Origin of the sequence: Neptunomonas sp. (assembly GCF_041601355.1) — a bacterium.
GTDB lineage: Bacteria > Pseudomonadota > Gammaproteobacteria > Pseudomonadales > Balneatricaceae > Neptunomonas.
In genome coordinates this window covers 45,159-62,653 of the sequence record NZ_JBFIIH010000006.1, presented here as the reverse complement: position 1 = coordinate 62,653, position 17,495 = coordinate 45,159, and the positions used below count along the sequence as shown (strand labels likewise).

Below are 17,495 nucleotides of genomic sequence, written 5' to 3'. Positions count from 1 at the left end.
GCGCCTTTAATCAAGCCGCGCTTTTCAAAATCAGTCAGAATTTGCGGCGCTATTTCCTGTATTTTTTTGCGATCAGAGCCAGGCAGCATTCTCGGGTCATATAACATTCTTAAAAGAATATCATCCAAGCCTGTGAGCAGATAGTTCACCGTTTTATCATTAAAGATAGAGGGAAAAACAGCATCAGAGTCACGCGGCAAACCCAGCGTCTGCGTCAGCTCTTCAACAATACATGCCAATAACTTGGCGTGCCTGCGGGCTCTGTCCACTGGGATGTAAATAACAGCAGACTCTATTTGATCGGCCTTATTCGTCCTGATACTAGCCAGGCAGACTGCACCACGCTCATGTGCTACAGACTGCTTCCCTGAATACTGCCCTATTAACGGTAACAACATACTTTCGCGGGTAAAAAACAACCGGATGTTAGCTTGTTTAGCACTGGATACGCGCTTGATATCATGTCCTGTTATAGCGGCAAGGTGCTCAATATGCGCATCCAGTAATTTTTCGTGTAACGCCCGATCACCGACCTGATGAGTAACAAAAAGCCTGATGGGTTTAACCCATTTTCGCACCACCTGTTTAGCCTGCCCAAATTCACTGCCTAAAGCGACTTCGGTAAAACTGTGGGTAATATACGCTGAATTCTGCCAGCGCTCTCTGGCAATAGCCGTAGGAGCCAGGCAAATAAAAACGAGTAACCCCAAGGTTAAACGGGTCGCTTTATTGCGCATCGATTATTAACCCAGCACGGATGTCTGAGCCGATAACACCCCCACTAGCTCAACCTGTATCTGGTCACCTTGATGAATTGGACCAACACCGGCAGGCGTACCTGTCATCACCACATCACCCGGTTCAAGAGTGAAAAATTGGCTGATATAGCAGATCAATGGAATTACCTTATTTAACATATAGGCACTATTACCATCCTGTCGTATCTCACCATTGACGCTCAGGCGAATCTGAACATCCTGTAGATCACCAACCTTTTCAGGAGAGACGAATGCCGAAAGCGGGCAGGCACCATCGAAGGACTTGGCTTTCTCCCAAGGGTGACCTTTAGATTTCAGGGCATCCTGCAGATCGCGCAATGTAAGGTCCAAACCCACACCGACACCGATGATCGACTTTTTCACCTGATCCTCACTGGCACTCGTCAGCTTACTGCCAATCAGCACCGACATCTCAGTCTCAAAGTGAACACTGCCCAGCTCAGCTGGAATTGAAAACGGCCGCTCCAACTCAACAGCCGCTGTCGCAGGCTTTATAAAAAGCATCGGCTCAGTTGGTATCGGGTTATTCAACTCTTTTGCATGGTCAGCATAGTTACGACCGACACAAACGATTTTACCCAAGGTCAAATCAGATGCCTGATCATTAACAAAGCGATGTTGGTAAGCCATATTTCTTCCTTCCTTATTTGGTTCGCTGATAATAACAGGTATCCTATACCGACATTGCCGATCTAACTACAATGTCATCTATAAATAATATGAGGTTTTACCCATGGCTAAAGCAAGCGCACGCCACATTCTTGTCGATACCGAAGCACAATGCGAAACACTGAAACAACAGATTGAAGCCGGTGCAGACTTTGCAGAAGTGGCTAAACAGCACTCCTCTTGCCCGTCTGGACGCCAGGGTGGCGATCTGGGATCGTTTGGCCCAGGACAGATGGTACGTGAGTTTGACCAAGTGGTTTTCAATGAAGAACTGAATAAAGTACATGGACCCGTTAAAACACAGTTTGGTTATCACCTGCTGGAAATCACCAGCCGCTCGTAACCCTTGTCCGGGAGCGTTGCTGTGTACTCTTTCGTACCCTTTGTGTACTGCAACACTCCCGCTTTGCTTTCAGGCTTTAACAAAATCAATTTTAGAACGCCGTGGCTTAGCAGGTTTCTTAGCAGGGCGTGGCTGATGGGAAGCGACACTACAATTTCTTCCTGCCTTCTTGGCCGCATACAATGCCTGGTCTGCCGTTTTCATCACCGCTTCCGGGTTGTTATGTGTTTCATCTTTTTCAGATACTCCAATACTAATAGTCACCTGCACGTGCTCCCGACCTTTCTGCCCGGAACGTAACTGCCGTCCTGTATCCCTGTCATCCGGACGCTCTTCACTTCGGATCGCCATCGGGTAGTTAGCGATAATCTCGCGTACCTCCTCAAGATAGGTTAGGGTTTCTCGCTCATTCTTACCGGAAAAAACAACGGCAAACTCTTCGCCGCCAAAACGAAATGCTTTTCCTGCCCCACCGATATTATTAATTTTGGCTGCCACCATTCTTAACACCTGGTCGCCTGTATCGTGGCCATAAGTATCATTAAATTTCTTAAAGTGGTCGATATCCAACATGGCAATTGTGTAACGGCGTCCCAGTGTTGAAAGCTTATCGTTTAAAGCCCGCCGCCCGGGAATAGCGGTTAGTTCATCGATAAATGCCATGCTATAACTATTTTGAACAACAGAAATGGCGAGTGCTATCAGAGCTGCAGATACAAATAACGGCGAAATCAACGGGCGATCAAACCACACGAGCATCGCCAGTGCCGCGATTAACGATGCTAACAACCCTGCATCGGTATGCGTTTTCCTCAACAGCAGAGACAATATCACCGGGATCAGGCAGATAATAAAAACGATTGCCGCCGCTTCACTCAGGTAGGTGTCATAAACAGCCATTTCAATCATGCTCATAGGTAACCCGGTAAGCCAGTACCCCAGCTGACCCGACAGCATCAAAAGGTAGGCGATCAGATAACCCAGGCTGACGAATACAATGCGGGCAATACCAATCGGCGTAAACACTCCACGCTCATCGAACAGCGCAATCAATGCAATATTAATCGGCAACAGCAGTGAAATGATGCTGTAAAGCACATAATTATCAGGTCGTGCCAGGCTGGACTGGAGATTGTTCTGAATCAGGAAATAGGCAGCACCAAGGTTGATCGCGACTAACAAGATACGACTGCGCTTAAAACTATAGCCAAGGAAACCCGTTACACCTGCCAGAAAGTAAGGCACAAAGGTTAATGTCTCCTGTTGGGCAGCAGACCATTGCGAAACCGGCGCTAATATTAAAAATGCGCCCACTAATAAAGCAGTTGCCGGAAGCAACAGGGTGAATACTCTCAAAGCCAAACCATCATCCTTTTGCAAAACCCGTCACTATCAACAATTTATTAACAATTTCTTATTAATAATAGTGTAGTCAAGCTCAGCAAAAGTGATAAAAAAATCCGCACAAATAGTATAAATAGCTAAGAAAAACATCCTGTCCGAATGCGGCGAGCAGCTCATCATAAATCAGCGTAAAGTAGAGACATGGGGATGCAGAATGCAGATTATTACCAAGCACTGCGATTACATGACTGGAATTATGTCATCAACTTATGTCTTCAACTTATGTCATCAACTACAGGACAACTCCTTATGACACATTACCGACGATGGGCCGGACCTTTTGGCGAGATGCTGGCAACCGAGGAAGATCAGGCCATTACCGGCTGTTACTGTATCGGACAAAAATACCAACCCAACATTGCTCCCCAATGGAAAGAAGATCCGCTCAACCCACTCCTTCTTCAGCTGGAAGAACAGCTGGACGACTATTCTCAACATCCTGAGCATGAATTTGCATTACCTTTGGCACCCACAGGCACACCTTTTCAACAAAGTGTATGGCTGGCACTGCAGCAAATTCCAACCGGCCAAACCCGCTACTATCAACAGCTAGCGGATAGTATAGGTCGCCCCCAATCGGCCAGATCCGTCGCAGCAGCGATCGGCAGAAACCCCATTCTCATTCTGATTCCATGCCATCGGGTCATTGGAAAAAATGGCTCTCTTAGCGGATTTGCCGCTGGCCTTGAGCTCAAACAGCACTTACTGCACATTGAAAATCAAGCGGCGCTGACTAATGCATACTCACACTGACATTATTAGCAGCGCTGATTCTGTACAAGACCACCGCGGTCACTAGCGTCAACATAAGCACCAACAAAGAACCCGTGACAATACCAGACCAGCCGGCCCACTCCCAGAAAGGCTGCAGGTAAAAGCCGCCACTACTCGCGCCCAGATAATAAAATAACAGGTACAAGGATGAAGCACTGGCTTTGGCTTGGTGGGCGTTTTGACTTACCCAGCTGCTGGCCGTCGAATGCGCAAAGAAAAAACCGAATGCGCTGACCAAAAAACCGCCAATAATTCCCAGTATATGGGGAATTAGCGTCAGCATTGATCCAGCCATCAATATAAGAATACCGATAATCATGCAGACAGGTTGCGAAATTCGCTGAGCAATACGACCCGATAAGGCAGACCCTACAGTGCCGCTCAAATAGGTAAGGAACAACAGCCCTAACCATGAGGGTGAAAGATTATATGGCGCGTCCGCGAGCAAAAAAGTAACGAAGCTGTATTGATTGATAAAAATAAAAAAATTAAATCCACCAATCAGATACGCCAACAACAGCAACGGATTTTGCAGATGCCTGGACAATTGCACCAGCATGGCAAGCGGCGTCACCTTTTTCGCTACAAAATGCTGTGAAGCAGGCAACAGCATAGCGAACAACATCAGCAGAACAAAACTCACCAGCGTCATCACCAAAAAAGTCTCAGACCACCCCAGCCACTCACCAACAAAGCCGCCAATCAAACGGCCGCCAATACCACCGATAGTATTTCCACTGATGTAAAATCCCACCGCCAGAATCATCGCTTTATGCTTAAATTCGTCGCTCATATAAGCAATCGCTATCGCGGGCAAGCCACCTAAACACAGGCCCTGCAGGCCTCGCCAGAACAACAACATGCTATAACTTTGAGTTTGCGACAGCATAAATGTCGTCAGCACCACCCCTGTCATACTCATCAGCATCAGGCTCTTACGCCCAAATGCATCTGATAACGGCCCATAGAAAAGTAACGAGATGCCCAGCGTCAGAGTTGTGATAGTGAAACTCCAACCGGCTTGTAACTCAGTAATCTGAAACGTCTGTACGAACGTAGGCAGCAGTGGCTGCGTCAAATACACATTGGCAAATATCATAAAGGAGCCCAGACAAAGTGCTAATGTGGCTCTCCAGAAAGGCGCTGTTCCATCATCTATCATTATGTTTTCCTACGCAGAACATTTATTTAAAAAGTAGATGTTTATGCCACCATCACACGCCAGCCAACACACTAGCAATCCGCCAATAATCAGTAAAATATATAATAATTATCGTTGCCATCAATAATATTGATATATAGAGTTGGGATTACCATTTGTTATGAAGCATCGATATGAATAGCAAACAACTGCGCTATTTCCATGAAGTCGCCCGCCTGCAAAGTTTCTCCAAGGCGGCAGAAACACTGCATATCGCCCAACCAGCGATCAGCATGTCTATTCAGAAGTTAGAGCGGCAACTGGATATCCGGTTATTCCACCGAAATGACCGAAAAATCCGTCTGACTGATGAAGGACAGCGGTTGTTCCGGCACGCCGGAATAATCCTGAAAAATATGGACGACGCAGAATTAGAGATGCGTGAACTGAAAGGCCTGACGCAAGGCTCAGTACGTATTGGCATTCCCAGTATGCTCGGTTCCTATTATTTTCCACCGATCCTGATGGCCTTTAAGCATCTCCATCCGGAATTAAACCTGGAGGTTATTGAAGGCGGTACCTGGCAACTCCAGCAGATGGTCGAACGCGGCGAGCTGGATCTGGGGGTCATTGTTTCTGAATTTGTACCTGAAACATTACACACGGAACTGTTTCTACAAGAGCAAATGCTGGTCACGGTGAGTAAAGATCATCGTTTTGCGACGCAGCAATCTGTCACTTACCAGGACTTCTTCTCTGAAGAGCTGGTCATGTTTCAAGAAGGTTACTTTCATCGTAAGATTGTTGACCGTATTGCCGTACACACTGGCGCAAAGCCAAATATTGGTTTTGAAACCAACCTGATCCCCCTCATCAAATCTATTGTAAAGCAGGGGTTTGGCATCTCTACGCTATTAGGCATGGTGATCGAAGATGATGATGACCTGATCGCCCTTCCTTTTAGCCAGCCCGTCTGGCTGGATCTGTCCATCGCCTGGAATAAAGATCGCTACCTGTCGCAGGCAAACCAGGCATTTGTGCGTTTTATGTTAGATCATCGCAGTAGCCAAAAAGCCAAACAAACTTTATGATGCTGCGCTCAGTCAATTGGAGAGCACCGGAGAGAGCCTTATGCTGAACGTAAATGAATATTTCGATGGGAAAGTAAAATCGATCGGCTTTGAAAACAGTGAAGGTCAGGTAACGACCGGAGTTATGGCTCCGGGTGAATATGAATTCGGCACTAGCCAGAAAGAGTTGATGAAAGTGATCAGCGGTGAACTGATGGTGAAATTGCCTGGTTCTGTTGATTTTAACAGCTACCCTGCCGGCACTGAATTTAATGTTGATGCCAATCAGAAGTTTCAGCTAAAAGTGGAGCAGGCCAGCGCATATCTTTGCTTCTATAGCTAAACGAGCACTACTCTGCTGCACAGGTGTTCTTCATCAGACCATTACCTGTGCAGCAAACTGACTCATCTTATCCTGAATATTTTTCCGTAAATTCACTCTTATGGCACAATCCCTTTCATCTATCTCTGTGATAATATAGCCGCCTTTCACGCAGTCGAGATAATCGACATTTTTTCTGACCACTACAAAGAGTTGCAGAAGATGAGCAAAGTTACGTCCCTGGATAAGAGCAAAATCAAAATTCTGTTGTTGGAAGGCGTTCACCAGTCCGCTATCGACACGCTTAATTCTCAAGGCTACACCAACATTGAATTTCACACCGGCTCCTTACCGGAAGAGGAATTACTGGAGCGTGTGACTGACGCTCATTTCATTGGCCTGCGCTCTCGCACACAGCTCACTGAAAAAGTGTTTGCAGCGGCACAAAAACTCGTTGCCGTAGGATGCTTTTGTATCGGTACTAACCAGGTCGATCTGGCAGCGGCAACCCGCCAGGGCGTGGCTGTATTTAACGCACCTTATTCAAATACCCGCTCGGTAGCAGAATTAGTACTGGCTGAAGCGATTATCCTGCTTCGCGGTGTTGCAGAAAAAAGCGCTAAAGCGCACCGTGGCATTTGGCAGAAATCAGCGAATAACTCTTACGAGATTCGTGGCAAAAAACTAGGCATCGTCGGTTACGGCAGTATTGGTTCACAGTTAAGTGTGCTGGCCGAAGGCTTGGGTATGGACGTTTATTTTCATGATGTGATTAATAAACTCACCTTGGGAAATGCTAAACAGACTGCCGATCTGAACGAACTACTGCGCACTTGCGATATCATCTCACTGCATGTACCGGAAACCGCGTCGACCAAAGATATGATGGGCGCAGCACAGTTTGAACAGATGAAAGATGGTGCCATCTTCATCAATGCAGCACGCGGCACTGTTGTCGTGATCGACGACTTGTGTGATGCATTAAGAGCAGGCAAATTACACGGGGCGGCTATTGATGTATTCCCTGTTGAGCCACGTTCTAATAATGATGAGTTCATCTCTCCATTACGCGAATTTGATAATGTTATCCTGACACCACACGTGGGTGGTTCAACCATGGAAGCACAGGAAAACATCGGCTATGAAGTCGCCGAAAAACTGGTTAAGTACAGTGATAATGGTTCTTCTATTACGTCGGTTAACTTCCCGGAAGTAGCATTACCAGAACACCCGGATGTTCATCGCTTACTGCATGTCCACGAAAATATTCCCGGCGTGTTATCCAACATCAACAACATTCTGTCAGAGAACAATATCAACATCTCCGGGCAATACCTGCAAACCAATGACAAAGTGGGTTATGTGGTAATTGATGTGGATGCAGACTGCTCTGTAATCGCTTTGCAGAAAATGCTAGAAGTCAAAGGCACAATTCGCTGCCGCCGCTTGTTCTGATAACCGGCTGATAACATGGAAAAGGCAGCCTCACAACGCTGCCTTTTTTATTTCACATTGGCTAACACTTCACTGATTTTATCAAACACCTGTTGTCGCCAGGGTAGACCTTCATTCGCCAAATGATGACGTCCGGCCTCGATCAACTCTATTCTTAACGGCGGAAAAAGCCGGCCTAATACTGATAGATTATGCTGCCAGTCGACAGTATCATCCGCCGTTCCCTGAATTACCGTCATATCTATCTGCTGTGGTTGTCCCGCCTCTATCAATTCAACCCACTCCAACATAGCCCCAATCCAGTTGACAGTTACCCACTGCTTTTGCAGCGGATCTTGTGAGCGAATAAAACGCACGAAGGCGTCATCATGTGAATTAGTACCGTGAAACCGTCTCACCCTGCTCAGGAAAAAACGCAACAATGAATACTTAAACCGGATAAGTGAGTATTGCGCAGGACGAATCAGAGGAGCAAGCAATATGCGCTGAGTGATCGGATCTGCCGATAGCCGTTGACTCACTAATTTCTGGTGCGCCAGAATAATAGCCCCGCCGGTACTTTGTCCGAGCGCTACGCACGGACCTTTCAGCTGCGTGGATTTTAGAATAATATCCAATTGCGCTGCGTATGTTGAGAAGCTATCAATCGAGTAACTCGAGCCTGACGACAACCCATGACCCGGCAAGTCATAACAAAGGACATCCCAGCCCTGCTCCAGTAAACATCCCATCAGTCGACTATACAAACCCACATGATCCATATAACCATGGACCAAAACCACAGTGCCCAGGCTCGTCGTTTGCTGCGTATAATATTGCACTGCCAAATCATACTTTTCACACTTAACCAACCCAACCCTCAATTGATATTGGCTTTGCAAGGGCGCAAGATTGTAAAGCATAAGATAAGCATGCCATGCAGTATCGGGATGAAGCAGACCTGACTTTTGGAAAGTTGTCAGTGATTGACGAAGCAACACAGGATTAAAGCCTTGCATGAGCTACCTTTGCATATGACACCATGTTAAAAATGGTTAAATACATGTAACTCTTGTTTATAATCGATCATCAATCAGTAATCAATTATCTGGGGCTGTATGACAACTATTATTAGTCGCTGCTTATTCCTCTTGACTCTTTGCCTTAGCTCAATCGTATTCGCCTCTAATCAGGAGTCCGTCAGTCTTTATCAACAACGCCTGGATCAACTACCTGCCGATGAAAACAATCCGGCTATCCAGCAGCAAAAAGACACCTTTCTGCAGATTCTTTCCGCCTACAAAGAAGCCGTCTCATTTGAGGAAAAAGCATCACAATTAAAGACTAAACTGGAACAGCAACCTGACGCTATTCAACGCCTCAGCGACGATCTCAAGCAACAGGCTGACGCTATCGATCTGATAGACCTGCAGCAAAAAACAGTGTCTGAACTGGAACAATTACTGACGCTTAAAAAAGCGGCCTTCCTGGAATCAGAGCAAGCCAGAAGATTACTCCAGCAACAGATTAACCAGAGTGATCAAAAACTTATCTCATTACGTGAGCAGCTCGTTCAACTCAAACAATCATCAGCAGCAAGAGATAAGCAAAATAACAGCCCCTTGAGTGATGCCCAGTTTTCTCTGAGAACGGCCAAGAACCAGGCTCTCGAACTCGAAGTGCTGAGTCTGCCAGGGCAGAACGATCTTAACCGCCTTCGCCTCGACAAAATTAACCGCGATCTCAAGAACAACCAAACGTATATCGATACGCTGCAAGATATATTACAAAAGAAACGTCGCGCTGAAACTGAAAAAACAATAGATACCTTAGGTATTGATAATATCAATACAACACAACATCCGCTTATTAGCGCACAGGTGATTGAAAATCAATCGCTCAGCGACACATTAAGAAGCACGCTAGCCACCAATGAGACCGCTCTGGGACAAAGACGCATACTAGACTCTCAATTGACGATTGTGACGCAAAGTTATACTGCGGCTCAACAACAGCTGGAATTAAGCACTCAGTCGTTAGGCGTTGAACTTCGCAAATATACGCGCCGTTTAACTCAACCGACATCAACCGAAACCACTCGTGAAAACATCAACAAGCTGCGCCTGCTTAATCTTGAAGTATCACGTTCATTATATAACCTTGAGAATGATAGCGAGCCACCAGCAGCGTCGTTAACTGACGAAGAAAACACCCTGTTGCAACAACTATTGGCCGACAAACAAAAACTACTATACAGCATCAGAGAAGCCAGCAACCTGGGTATTAATGAACTGTCACAACTGCTTTCTACTCAGGAGCAAATTAACGAACAGACTCGCCTGGGACGTGAACTCATCGCTCAGCACTTGCTATGGATTCCCAGTATCCTGCCTATTTCTACTGACTGGTTCTTAGAAATTGCACAAGGCCTTAACCCTCTTATCGAGCTGATCACCCCCTCCCGAACGATTTCTCTCTGGCAGCCCATTAACCATTGGATACCCAAAGCAGCCTTGTTGTTACTGCTGTATTTTTTAGCTTTCGTCGTAGACCGGCATTACAAGAAGAATGCTGATGTATGGGTTCAGCACGTCGGTAATGTTATTCATGATCGTTTCAGTCACACTTTCAATCTATTCTGGATGCCGTTACTGATCACGCTTCCCATCCCAGCCGCTATTGTCATTTTCACTCGCTATATCCTCAACAGCGAGGCATGGAATATCGAGTCTTTGCATCTTATTGGCTACTCTGTTGCCGCGTTAACCTGGGCTTATCTGACCTTAGAAAAATGGGGTAGAAAACCCAATGGACTCTTACAGGGACACTTTTCCGTCCCGGTAAAATTATGTCGTAAACTTCATAAGCTTATACACCCGCTTTACTGGCTGGGACTGCCCTTAGTTGTTTTGTTAATGCTGATTGATAATTCAGCCTCAAATGAACTGCGCTCAGGCATTGGACGGCTCGTTTTCCTTTCACTAACAGCTTTGGTGACGCTTTTCTGGATGGCCTTATGGAAAGTTTCTCCACACATTGATCAGACCATTAACAGTAAACATTGGTGGCAACACTCACAGTTATGGTTAGTCAGTTTGGTCGGTACTCATATCATCATTATGTTTGCTGCTTTGCTGGGGTATGTTTACACCGGCTCCATGATTATGCTGACCCTGCTGATACTGACCAGTATATTTTACGTAACCTTCCTCTTTTTCAAGTTAGGTAATCGATGGTTGCTTATTGAAGAAAGACGTTTAGCCTTTGATCGGGCCAAAATCCGCCGTAATGAGGTTATCGAAGCACGAGAAAAAAATGAAGATATCCCTCCGTTGGAAGAAAACTACATCAATCTTCAAACGATCTCTGATCAGGCGCGAATTTTACTAAAAACAACGACCATTATTGTTTTTGTTTCTCTGCTTTGGATATTTCTGAAAAATGCGCTTCCAACGCTCGACATTCTCGATAACGTGATACTCTGGAATCACAATATCACCACAGACACGGGTATTGTTTCAGAATCGATAACACTGAAAAACATTCTCTTCAGTGGTACCCTGATTACGCTATGTATATTAGCCGCCTACAATCTACCCGGGCTATTAGAGCTACTGGTATTGCGTCACCTGGTACTCACTCCCGGTACGACCTATGCGGTTACCACCATCACAAAATATATACTGATTGTCGTCAGCATATTAGCAGGAACCTCGCAGCTAGGGCTGGAATGGTCAAAACTACAATGGCTGATTGCGGCCATGGGTGTCGGTCTTGGTTTTGGTTTACAGGAAATTGTTGCCAACTTTGTTTCCGGTCTGATAATTCTGTTCGAAAAACCTATTCGCATTGGCGACACCATCACTATTGGTGGTTTTTCCGGTTCTGTAACACGTATCCAGATCCGGGCAACGACGATTACTGACTGGGACCGCAAAGAGATCATCATTCCTAACAAGAGCTTTGTCACCGACCAGTTAATCAACTGGTCGCTGACCGACCCCATCACCCGCCTGGTTATCAAAATCGGCGTTGCCTACGGATCGGACACCCGTCTCGCGCATGAGCTGTTGCTGAAAATCGCATCTGAGCATCCACAGGTGTTGAAAGATCCTGCGCCTAGCGCCTACTTCATGGCCTTTGGTGCCAGCTCGCTGGATTTAGAACTAAGGCTATTCGTCAGTACCATGGCAGACCGTTTACCTGTCGCCCATGAAATTAATCAAACGATTGATGATTGCTTCAAAGCACATAATATCGAAATCGCCTTCCCGCAACTGGATGTTCATTTACACCGCAGCCAAAAACCCTGATTGCTGAGTGCTTCACAAGATAAGTGAATTCACTTATCTTGTGACGCTAAAAAAGCATGACACCTAAATCAAATGAGCGGAGGGTAATGATGAGTACAGTTGCTGAGAAACTAATTTATAGCTGCGAAATACCGGTTCGTTGGGGAGATATGGACGCCTATGGCCACGTCAACAATGCCATGTATATGCGCTACCTTGAAGAAGCCCGGGTTCAGCTACTGGCTAAAATGGGTGCAAAAATGGATGGCGATGGTATTGATCCCGTTGTCATTAACGTTGGCTGCACCTTTATGCGCCCGATTGTTTATCCGGATACAGTACGTATTGATTGCTTTGTCAGCGAACCCGGCCGCTCAAGCTTCATGACCCTGTATAAAATATACAGCGAATCAGATCCGTCTCAAGCGGTAAGTGAAGGCTATGCAAAAGTTGTCTGGATGGATCATCACAGCGGAAAATCCGTACCACTGCCTGCTGATATCCGTCAGCACATAGAGAGCTGACCCTTCGGCCAAATAGCCTCATACTTTAGGCGTGCCAGGGGCGACAAAGCAGCCATGTTTGATGTATTTTTGCATTGCACCATTCTTGTCTGAATTATGTGCATATTTTTATAACGACCGGTCATGGTTGCCTCGCACCGAGCCGGGCCATATACAATGAGGCATTACTACTATGAGTCAAAGGGTACAGACTGGCGGCCTGCAGGTTGCTAAAGATCTTTATAATTTTATTACTAACGAAGCGCTTCCCGGCACGAACATCAGCACTGAACAGTTCTGGTCAGCCATGGATGCGGTCATTCACGACCTCGCCCCACGCAACCGTGAATTGCTGGCAAAACGCGATGCTTTCCAGACACAGATTGATCAGTGGCACATCAGCCATAAAGGTCAGCTTTTTAACTTTTCGGAGTATAAAGATTTTCTCAAATCGATCGGCTACCTGATCCCCGAAGGCGCTGACTTCTGTGCTGAGACGAGTAATGTCGATCCTGAAATGGCAACCATGGCAGGACCACAACTGGTGGTACCCGTGATGAATGCACGCTTCGCTCTTAATGCTGCGAATGCCCGCTGGGGCAGCCTCTACGACGGGCTCTACGGGACTGATGCCATCTCTGAAGAAGGGGGCGCTGAAGCAGGTAACAGTTACAATCCGGCACGCGGTGCTAAAACTATCGCTTTTGCCCGCAACTTTCTTGATGAAGCCGCTCCACTGGCCAACGGATCACACAAAGATTCTGCCGGGTATAGCATCCAGAATGGCCAACTTGTTGTGGTATTGCGCGACGGTTCAGAAACATCGCTGGCACAACCAGAAAAATTAATCGGTTATCTGGGTAATGCGGCGGCTCCTGACAGCGTACTGCTGAAAAATAACGGCCTTCACTTTGAAGTACAGATCGACCGAAGCAGCCTGATAGGTAAAGATGATGCTGCTGGCATCAAAGACATCATCATGGAATCTGCACTGACAGCCATTATGGACTGTGAAGACTCTGTTGCTGCTGTTGATGCTGAAGATAAAGTCGTTATCTACCGTAACTGGCTCGGCCTTATGAAGGGTGATCTAACGGAAGAAGTCACCAAGGGCGGCAAGACATTTACCCGCGTCATGAATGCTGATCGCGAGTATACGGCTGTTGCAGGCGGAACGGTGTCACTCAAAGGTCGCAGTCTGATGTTTGTGCGTAATGTTGGTCATCTGATGACTAACAGCGCCATTATCGACAAAGAAGGCCATGAGGTACCTGAAGGTATCATGGATGCCATGGTGACATCGCTGATCTCAGTTCACGATGTAAAAGGTCTTGGTAAATTCAGCAATACCACTACAGGTTCCATGTATATCGTAAAACCAAAAATGCATGGCCCTGAAGAAGTTGCCTTCTCCAATGAACTGTTTGGCCGGGTAGAAGATGCACTGGGGCTAACCCGCTATACGCTGAAAATGGGCATCATGGATGAAGAACGTCGCACCACGGTTAACTTGAAAGAGTGTATCCGTGCAGCTAAAGAGCGCGTTGTCTTTATCAACACAGGCTTTCTTGACCGCACCGGAGATGAGATCCATACATCAATGGAAGCGGGACCGATGGTACGCAAAGGCGATATGAAGTCGGCCAAATGGATCGGAGCATATGAAGATTGGAACGTTGATACCGGCCTTCTGTGCGGTTTAAGCGGCCGTGCCCAGATAGGCAAAGGAATGTGGGCAATTCCGGATCAGATGGCTAACATGCTGCAGGCTAAAATAGGTCACCCAATGTCTGGTGCCAACACCGCATGGGTTCCGTCTCCAACAGCCGCAACCCTGCACGCAATGCACTATCACAAAGTCGATGTATTCGCGCGCCAGGAAGAACTGAAAAGCCGTCCGCGTGCCAATCTGGATGACATACTGACCATTCCCGTTGAGGCAAACCCAAACTGGTCTGCAGAAGAGATTCAGCAAGAGCTGGATAACAACGCACAAGGTTTGCTTGGTTATGTCGTTCGCTGGGTTGACCAAGGCGTAGGGTGCTCAAAAGTGCCCGACATTAACAATGTTGGCCTGATGGAAGACCGTGCGACACTGCGTATTTCCAGCCAGCATATTGCTAACTGGTTGCATCACGGCATCTGCTCTCAAAAACAGGTGATGGAAACGCTGAAACGCATGGCTGCCATTGTTGATGGGCAAAATGCCAGCGATCCTACTTATCATGCGATGGCGACTGACTTTGATAATAGCATTGCCTTTGCTGCCGCTTGTGAGTTGGTGTTCGAAGGATGCGCGCAACCAAGCGGATATACTGAGCCGGTTTTACATCGCCGCCGCTTAGAGGTCAAAGCTAAATTGACAGCTAACTAGAAGATAATTAGCAATCGCCATTTCCGGACCCTGTATTCCAAAGGTGTCATACAAAGCGATTCTCATAGGAGAATCGCTTTTTTATAACCCATAACCCAATATTGTCAGCGCCGAAGCAACCACATTCCCGCCTGCCCATCGTCCCTTACACCAGCCTGTGAGCAAAGCTGATATGTTGCAGAATCAAACTAAAAAAAGATTTTCCCCTCAGAACCATTTCTTCTTTTTAAAGAAATACACCAGGGAAACGGCAGTGCATGCCATGATTCCAAGCAACAGATAATATCCGTACTTAAAGTGCAACTCCGGCATTACATCAAAATTCATACCATAGAGGCCCGCGAGGAAACTCAGCGGCACAAAAACCGCTGTGACTACGGTTAACACTCTCATGGTATTGTTCAGTTGATGAGAGGTAATCGACAAGTAACCATCAATCAAGTCACCACAGATATCATAGTGCATGCTGGATAAGCTAAAAAGCCGCTCAAAACGCTCATTCAGACCATTAATAATATGGAAGCTGTTAGCATCGATCTGCATCAGAGTGCCGTCATCCTTTTCCAGCACGCGTGTAATACGCTGATGATAATTAAAGGTACGTATTAACTTGAGAATACGGGACTTGTAAGCGGTTAACGCCACCAGCGTCTGATCACTACCCGCGCTCAACAATTCATCTTCCAGCTCACCAAGAACAGAGTCAAACTGCAGCACTTCATCCAGATAGATCCCTGAAGAAAAATGCATCGCGGTACAAGCCAGGTTCAGAGGTGATTGCAGCAATTGTGCGAATGACTTGCCCTGTTTAACCAGAGCCAGCCCTTGGGAATGCCCCCGACTAACGGTAATCAAACAACGCTCACTGATAAAAAATGATATCTGCTGGTGATCAAACAATAAATTGCCCTTCGCCTCTTTGACCCCCCGGTAGAGAATATAGATCTGCTTTTCGAAATATTCTATCTTGGGAGGATGGCGCAACCGCAAGGTATCAGAAATAGCTAGAGGATGGCACTGTAGTTGACGCAGTGCCTTCTCTAACAGCTGATCGTCATCGGACTGTATTTCAATCCAACTGATAACATCCGGATCGTTTGTTTCAGCCGGGATGACCTCTAAGCCACCTTCAATACAAGTCGCTGGATCAGAGGACAACCACACTTTAATCATGCGTACTCCTGTAGATAAATATTCCTCCACCTCACCCCTGAGAGGGGTCATCGGTATGATTTGTCTGAAACGACTCAACCTGTTCAGCGACATCCAGAGCACTATCATTGTTATTAAAACAGGCAATATGGAACACAGCATCGCCTTCGTACACCATCGGCAGCTCTAAACGCCCGATAATGACGCCTTCCAGTGTCGAATAAATCGGATGTTGAGCACCGCTGTACGGATCATATGTATAGCCCAACAATGTCCCTTTTTTCACATGTGCGCCCAGGGCCGTTTTCATATTTATCATGCCGCTTTCAGGAGCCCGTACCCAATAACTTTTGCGCGCAACAAAAGGCTCAGGTGCGGTAGAGCGACTTTTTGAAGGCGGTAACATCTTCAGGGCACGCATCACGTTTAAGACACCCGTAACACCCGCCCTGATAGCAATTTCATCGTACCTAAGCGCTTCACCCGCTTCATAAAGGAGAACAGGCATCCCCAGCGCACTGGTTTCAGCGCGTAATGACCCATCACGAACAGAAGAGTTAATTAACACAGGAACACCAAAACTACGTGCCAATTCGCGTGTTTCAGGATCGTCAAGATCTGCTCGAATCTGCGGTAAATTTGTACGATTCACCGCCCCGGTGTGCAGGTCGATACCATGGGTACACTTTGTGACTATCTCCTCCATAAAGAGGTTTGCCAGGCGCGCGGCCAACGAACCGCCCTCAGAGCCGGGAAATGAGCGATTAAGATCACGTCGATCAGGCAGGTAACGACTATGCTGTATCAGCCCATAAGCATTCACAACCGGAATAGCGACCAGCGTGCCTGATAGTTTCGCCAGAGACTTCAACGCCAGAACACGGCGGATAATCTCTATACCGTTCAGCTCGTCACCATGAATCGCCGCACTTAAAAACAATACCGGGCCTTGTTTGCGTCCATGAATAACATGTAACGGCATATCCATCGAAGTATGACTACTCAGCTTTGGCAATGGAACATTGATCACCGCCCGGCTGCCAGGCGCGACTTCCGTATTACTGATCGTAAAAGATTCTCTCATATCACACCTTTTTCCACTTCTAATGAGCCCTGACCCATATGATGTTCAACCATCTGTATGGCAGACAACACCCTTGAAGAATCAGTACTTCTGTGAATTTTTGCTGTATCAATTCTTTAGCCAGCAGCCGCTATTGTAAACATATTAAAATGGC

The 17,495-nt window shown here is 46.6% G+C and carries 15 protein-coding genes; 8 read left to right on the top strand and 7 right to left on the bottom strand.

What is annotated here, in order from left to right:
* Both ABY436_RS02085 and ABY436_RS02080 read right to left on the bottom strand, forming a co-directional pair.
* Nucleotides 1-737 (bottom strand): DUF2927 domain-containing protein (locus tag ABY436_RS02085; protein ID WP_372737371.1); only part of this gene is annotated, 737 nt, incomplete at its 3' end.
* 6 nt (nucleotides 738-743) lie between these two features.
* Nucleotides 744-1,409, bottom strand: a complete 666-nt coding sequence (locus tag ABY436_RS02080) for a fumarylacetoacetate hydrolase family protein (protein ID WP_372737370.1) — start codon at nucleotides 1,407-1,409, stop codon at nucleotides 744-746.
* A gap of 103 nt (nucleotides 1,410-1,512) precedes the next feature.
* Here ABY436_RS02080 and ABY436_RS02075 point away from each other — a divergent pair, with 103 nt between their 5' ends.
* Entirely contained in the window at nucleotides 1,513-1,791 is a 279-nt protein-coding gene (locus ABY436_RS02075; protein ID WP_090723694.1) for a peptidylprolyl isomerase, read from the top strand.
* 69 nt (nucleotides 1,792-1,860) lie between these two features.
* Here ABY436_RS02075 and ABY436_RS02070 read toward each other — a convergent pair whose 3' ends face one another.
* On the bottom strand, nucleotides 1,861-3,153 hold the full coding sequence (locus tag ABY436_RS02070) for a diguanylate cyclase (protein ID WP_372737369.1): 1,293 nt from the start codon (nucleotides 3,151-3,153) through the stop codon (nucleotides 1,861-1,863).
* A 291-nt stretch (nucleotides 3,154-3,444) separates the two neighbouring features.
* On the opposite strand from ABY436_RS02070, the gene ABY436_RS02065 reads away from it, so the two are divergent.
* Entirely contained in the window at nucleotides 3,445-3,948 is a 504-nt protein-coding gene (locus tag ABY436_RS02065) for a methylated-DNA--[protein]-cysteine S-methyltransferase (RefSeq protein ID WP_372737368.1), read from the top strand.
* Here ABY436_RS02065 and ABY436_RS02060 read toward each other — a convergent pair.
* On the bottom strand, nucleotides 3,929-5,131 hold the full coding sequence (locus tag ABY436_RS02060) for an MFS transporter (RefSeq protein WP_372737367.1): 1,203 nt from the start codon (nucleotides 5,129-5,131) through the stop codon (nucleotides 3,929-3,931). The genes ABY436_RS02065 and ABY436_RS02060 overlap by 20 nt on opposite strands.
* Before the next feature lie 173 nt (nucleotides 5,132-5,304).
* Here ABY436_RS02060 and ABY436_RS02055 point away from each other — a divergent pair, with 173 nt between their 5' ends.
* The 3 genes from ABY436_RS02055 to serA all read left to right on the top strand — a co-directional run bounded on the left by ABY436_RS02055 (nucleotide 5,305) and on the right by serA (nucleotide 7,957).
* On the top strand, nucleotides 5,305-6,201 hold the full coding sequence (locus ABY436_RS02055) for a LysR family transcriptional regulator (protein WP_372737366.1): 897 nt from the start codon (nucleotides 5,305-5,307) through the stop codon (nucleotides 6,199-6,201).
* Nucleotides 6,202-6,241: 40 nt separating this feature from the next.
* On the top strand, nucleotides 6,242-6,523 hold the full coding sequence (locus ABY436_RS02050) for a pyrimidine/purine nucleoside phosphorylase (RefSeq protein WP_372737365.1): 282 nt from the start codon (nucleotides 6,242-6,244) through the stop codon (nucleotides 6,521-6,523).
* Between the two features lie 201 nt (nucleotides 6,524-6,724).
* Nucleotides 6,725-7,957 carry a phosphoglycerate dehydrogenase gene (gene serA / locus ABY436_RS02045; RefSeq protein WP_372737364.1) on the top strand — a complete coding sequence of 411 codons (1,233 nt, stop codon included), beginning with the start codon at nucleotides 6,725-6,727 and terminating at the stop codon, nucleotides 7,955-7,957.
* A gap of 47 nt (nucleotides 7,958-8,004) precedes the next feature.
* Here the strand turns inward: serA and ABY436_RS02040 are convergent, their stop codons facing one another.
* A complete protein-coding gene (locus ABY436_RS02040) occupies nucleotides 8,005-8,955 on the bottom strand; it encodes an alpha/beta hydrolase (protein ID WP_372737363.1) in 951 nt (316 codons plus the stop codon).
* Between the two features lie 99 nt (nucleotides 8,956-9,054).
* Between ABY436_RS02040 and ABY436_RS02035 the strand changes: the two genes are divergently transcribed.
* The 3 genes from ABY436_RS02035 (at nucleotide 9,055) to ABY436_RS02025 (ending at nucleotide 15,105) form a co-directional block, all read left to right on the top strand.
* Complete coding sequence (locus ABY436_RS02035) at nucleotides 9,055-12,249, top strand: mechanosensitive ion channel domain-containing protein (protein WP_372737362.1); 3,195 nt, start codon at nucleotides 9,055-9,057, stop codon at nucleotides 12,247-12,249.
* 86 nt (nucleotides 12,250-12,335) lie between these two features.
* Entirely contained in the window at nucleotides 12,336-12,752 is a 417-nt protein-coding gene (locus tag ABY436_RS02030) for an acyl-CoA thioesterase (RefSeq protein WP_372737361.1), read from the top strand.
* Between the two features lie 172 nt (nucleotides 12,753-12,924).
* On the top strand, nucleotides 12,925-15,105 hold the full coding sequence (locus ABY436_RS02025) for a malate synthase G (RefSeq protein WP_372737360.1): 2,181 nt from the start codon (nucleotides 12,925-12,927) through the stop codon (nucleotides 15,103-15,105).
* A 207-nt stretch (nucleotides 15,106-15,312) separates the two neighbouring features.
* Here the strand turns inward: ABY436_RS02025 and ABY436_RS02020 are convergent, their stop codons facing one another.
* Nucleotides 15,313-16,278, bottom strand: a complete 966-nt coding sequence (locus tag ABY436_RS02020) for a magnesium transporter CorA family protein (protein ID WP_372737359.1) — start codon at nucleotides 16,276-16,278, stop codon at nucleotides 15,313-15,315.
* A 31-nt stretch (nucleotides 16,279-16,309) separates the two neighbouring features.
* Nucleotides 16,310-17,341 carry a succinylglutamate desuccinylase/aspartoacylase family protein gene (locus ABY436_RS02015; RefSeq protein WP_372737358.1) on the bottom strand — a complete coding sequence of 344 codons (1,032 nt, stop codon included), beginning with the start codon at nucleotides 17,339-17,341 and terminating at the stop codon, nucleotides 16,310-16,312.
* Nucleotides 17,342-17,495 lie beyond the last annotated feature (154 nt).

Bases quoted from the DNA above. Each gene is read 5' to 3' on its own strand.
- ABY436_RS02065 (WP_372737368.1), top strand. From the start codon at position 3,445: ATGACACATTACCGACGATGGGCCGGACCTTTTGGCGAGATGCTGGCA.
- ABY436_RS02050 (WP_372737365.1), top strand. From the start codon at position 6,242: ATGCTGAACGTAAATGAATATTTCGATGGGAAAGTAAAATCGATCGGC.
- ABY436_RS02075 (WP_090723694.1), top strand. From the start codon at position 1,513: ATGGCTAAAGCAAGCGCACGCCACATTCTTGTCGATACCGAAGCACAA.
- ABY436_RS02060 (WP_372737367.1), bottom strand. From the start codon at position 5,131: ATGATAGATGATGGAACAGCGCCTTTCTGGAGAGCCACATTAGCACTT.
- ABY436_RS02080 (WP_372737370.1), bottom strand. From the start codon at position 1,409: ATGGCTTACCAACATCGCTTTGTTAATGATCAGGCATCTGATTTGACC.
- serA (WP_372737364.1), top strand. From the start codon at position 6,725: ATGAGCAAAGTTACGTCCCTGGATAAGAGCAAAATCAAAATTCTGTTG.
- ABY436_RS02035 (WP_372737362.1), top strand. From the start codon at position 9,055: ATGACAACTATTATTAGTCGCTGCTTATTCCTCTTGACTCTTTGCCTT.
- ABY436_RS02015 (WP_372737358.1), bottom strand. From the start codon at position 17,341: ATGAGAGAATCTTTTACGATCAGTAATACGGAAGTCGCGCCTGGCAGC.
- ABY436_RS02030 (WP_372737361.1), top strand. From the start codon at position 12,336: ATGATGAGTACAGTTGCTGAGAAACTAATTTATAGCTGCGAAATACCG.
- ABY436_RS02040 (WP_372737363.1), bottom strand. From the start codon at position 8,955: ATGCAAGGCTTTAATCCTGTGTTGCTTCGTCAATCACTGACAACTTTC.
- ABY436_RS02025 (WP_372737360.1), top strand. From the start codon at position 12,925: ATGAGTCAAAGGGTACAGACTGGCGGCCTGCAGGTTGCTAAAGATCTT.
- ABY436_RS02055 (WP_372737366.1), top strand. From the start codon at position 5,305: ATGAATAGCAAACAACTGCGCTATTTCCATGAAGTCGCCCGCCTGCAA.
- ABY436_RS02020 (WP_372737359.1), bottom strand. From the start codon at position 16,278: ATGATTAAAGTGTGGTTGTCCTCTGATCCAGCGACTTGTATTGAAGGT.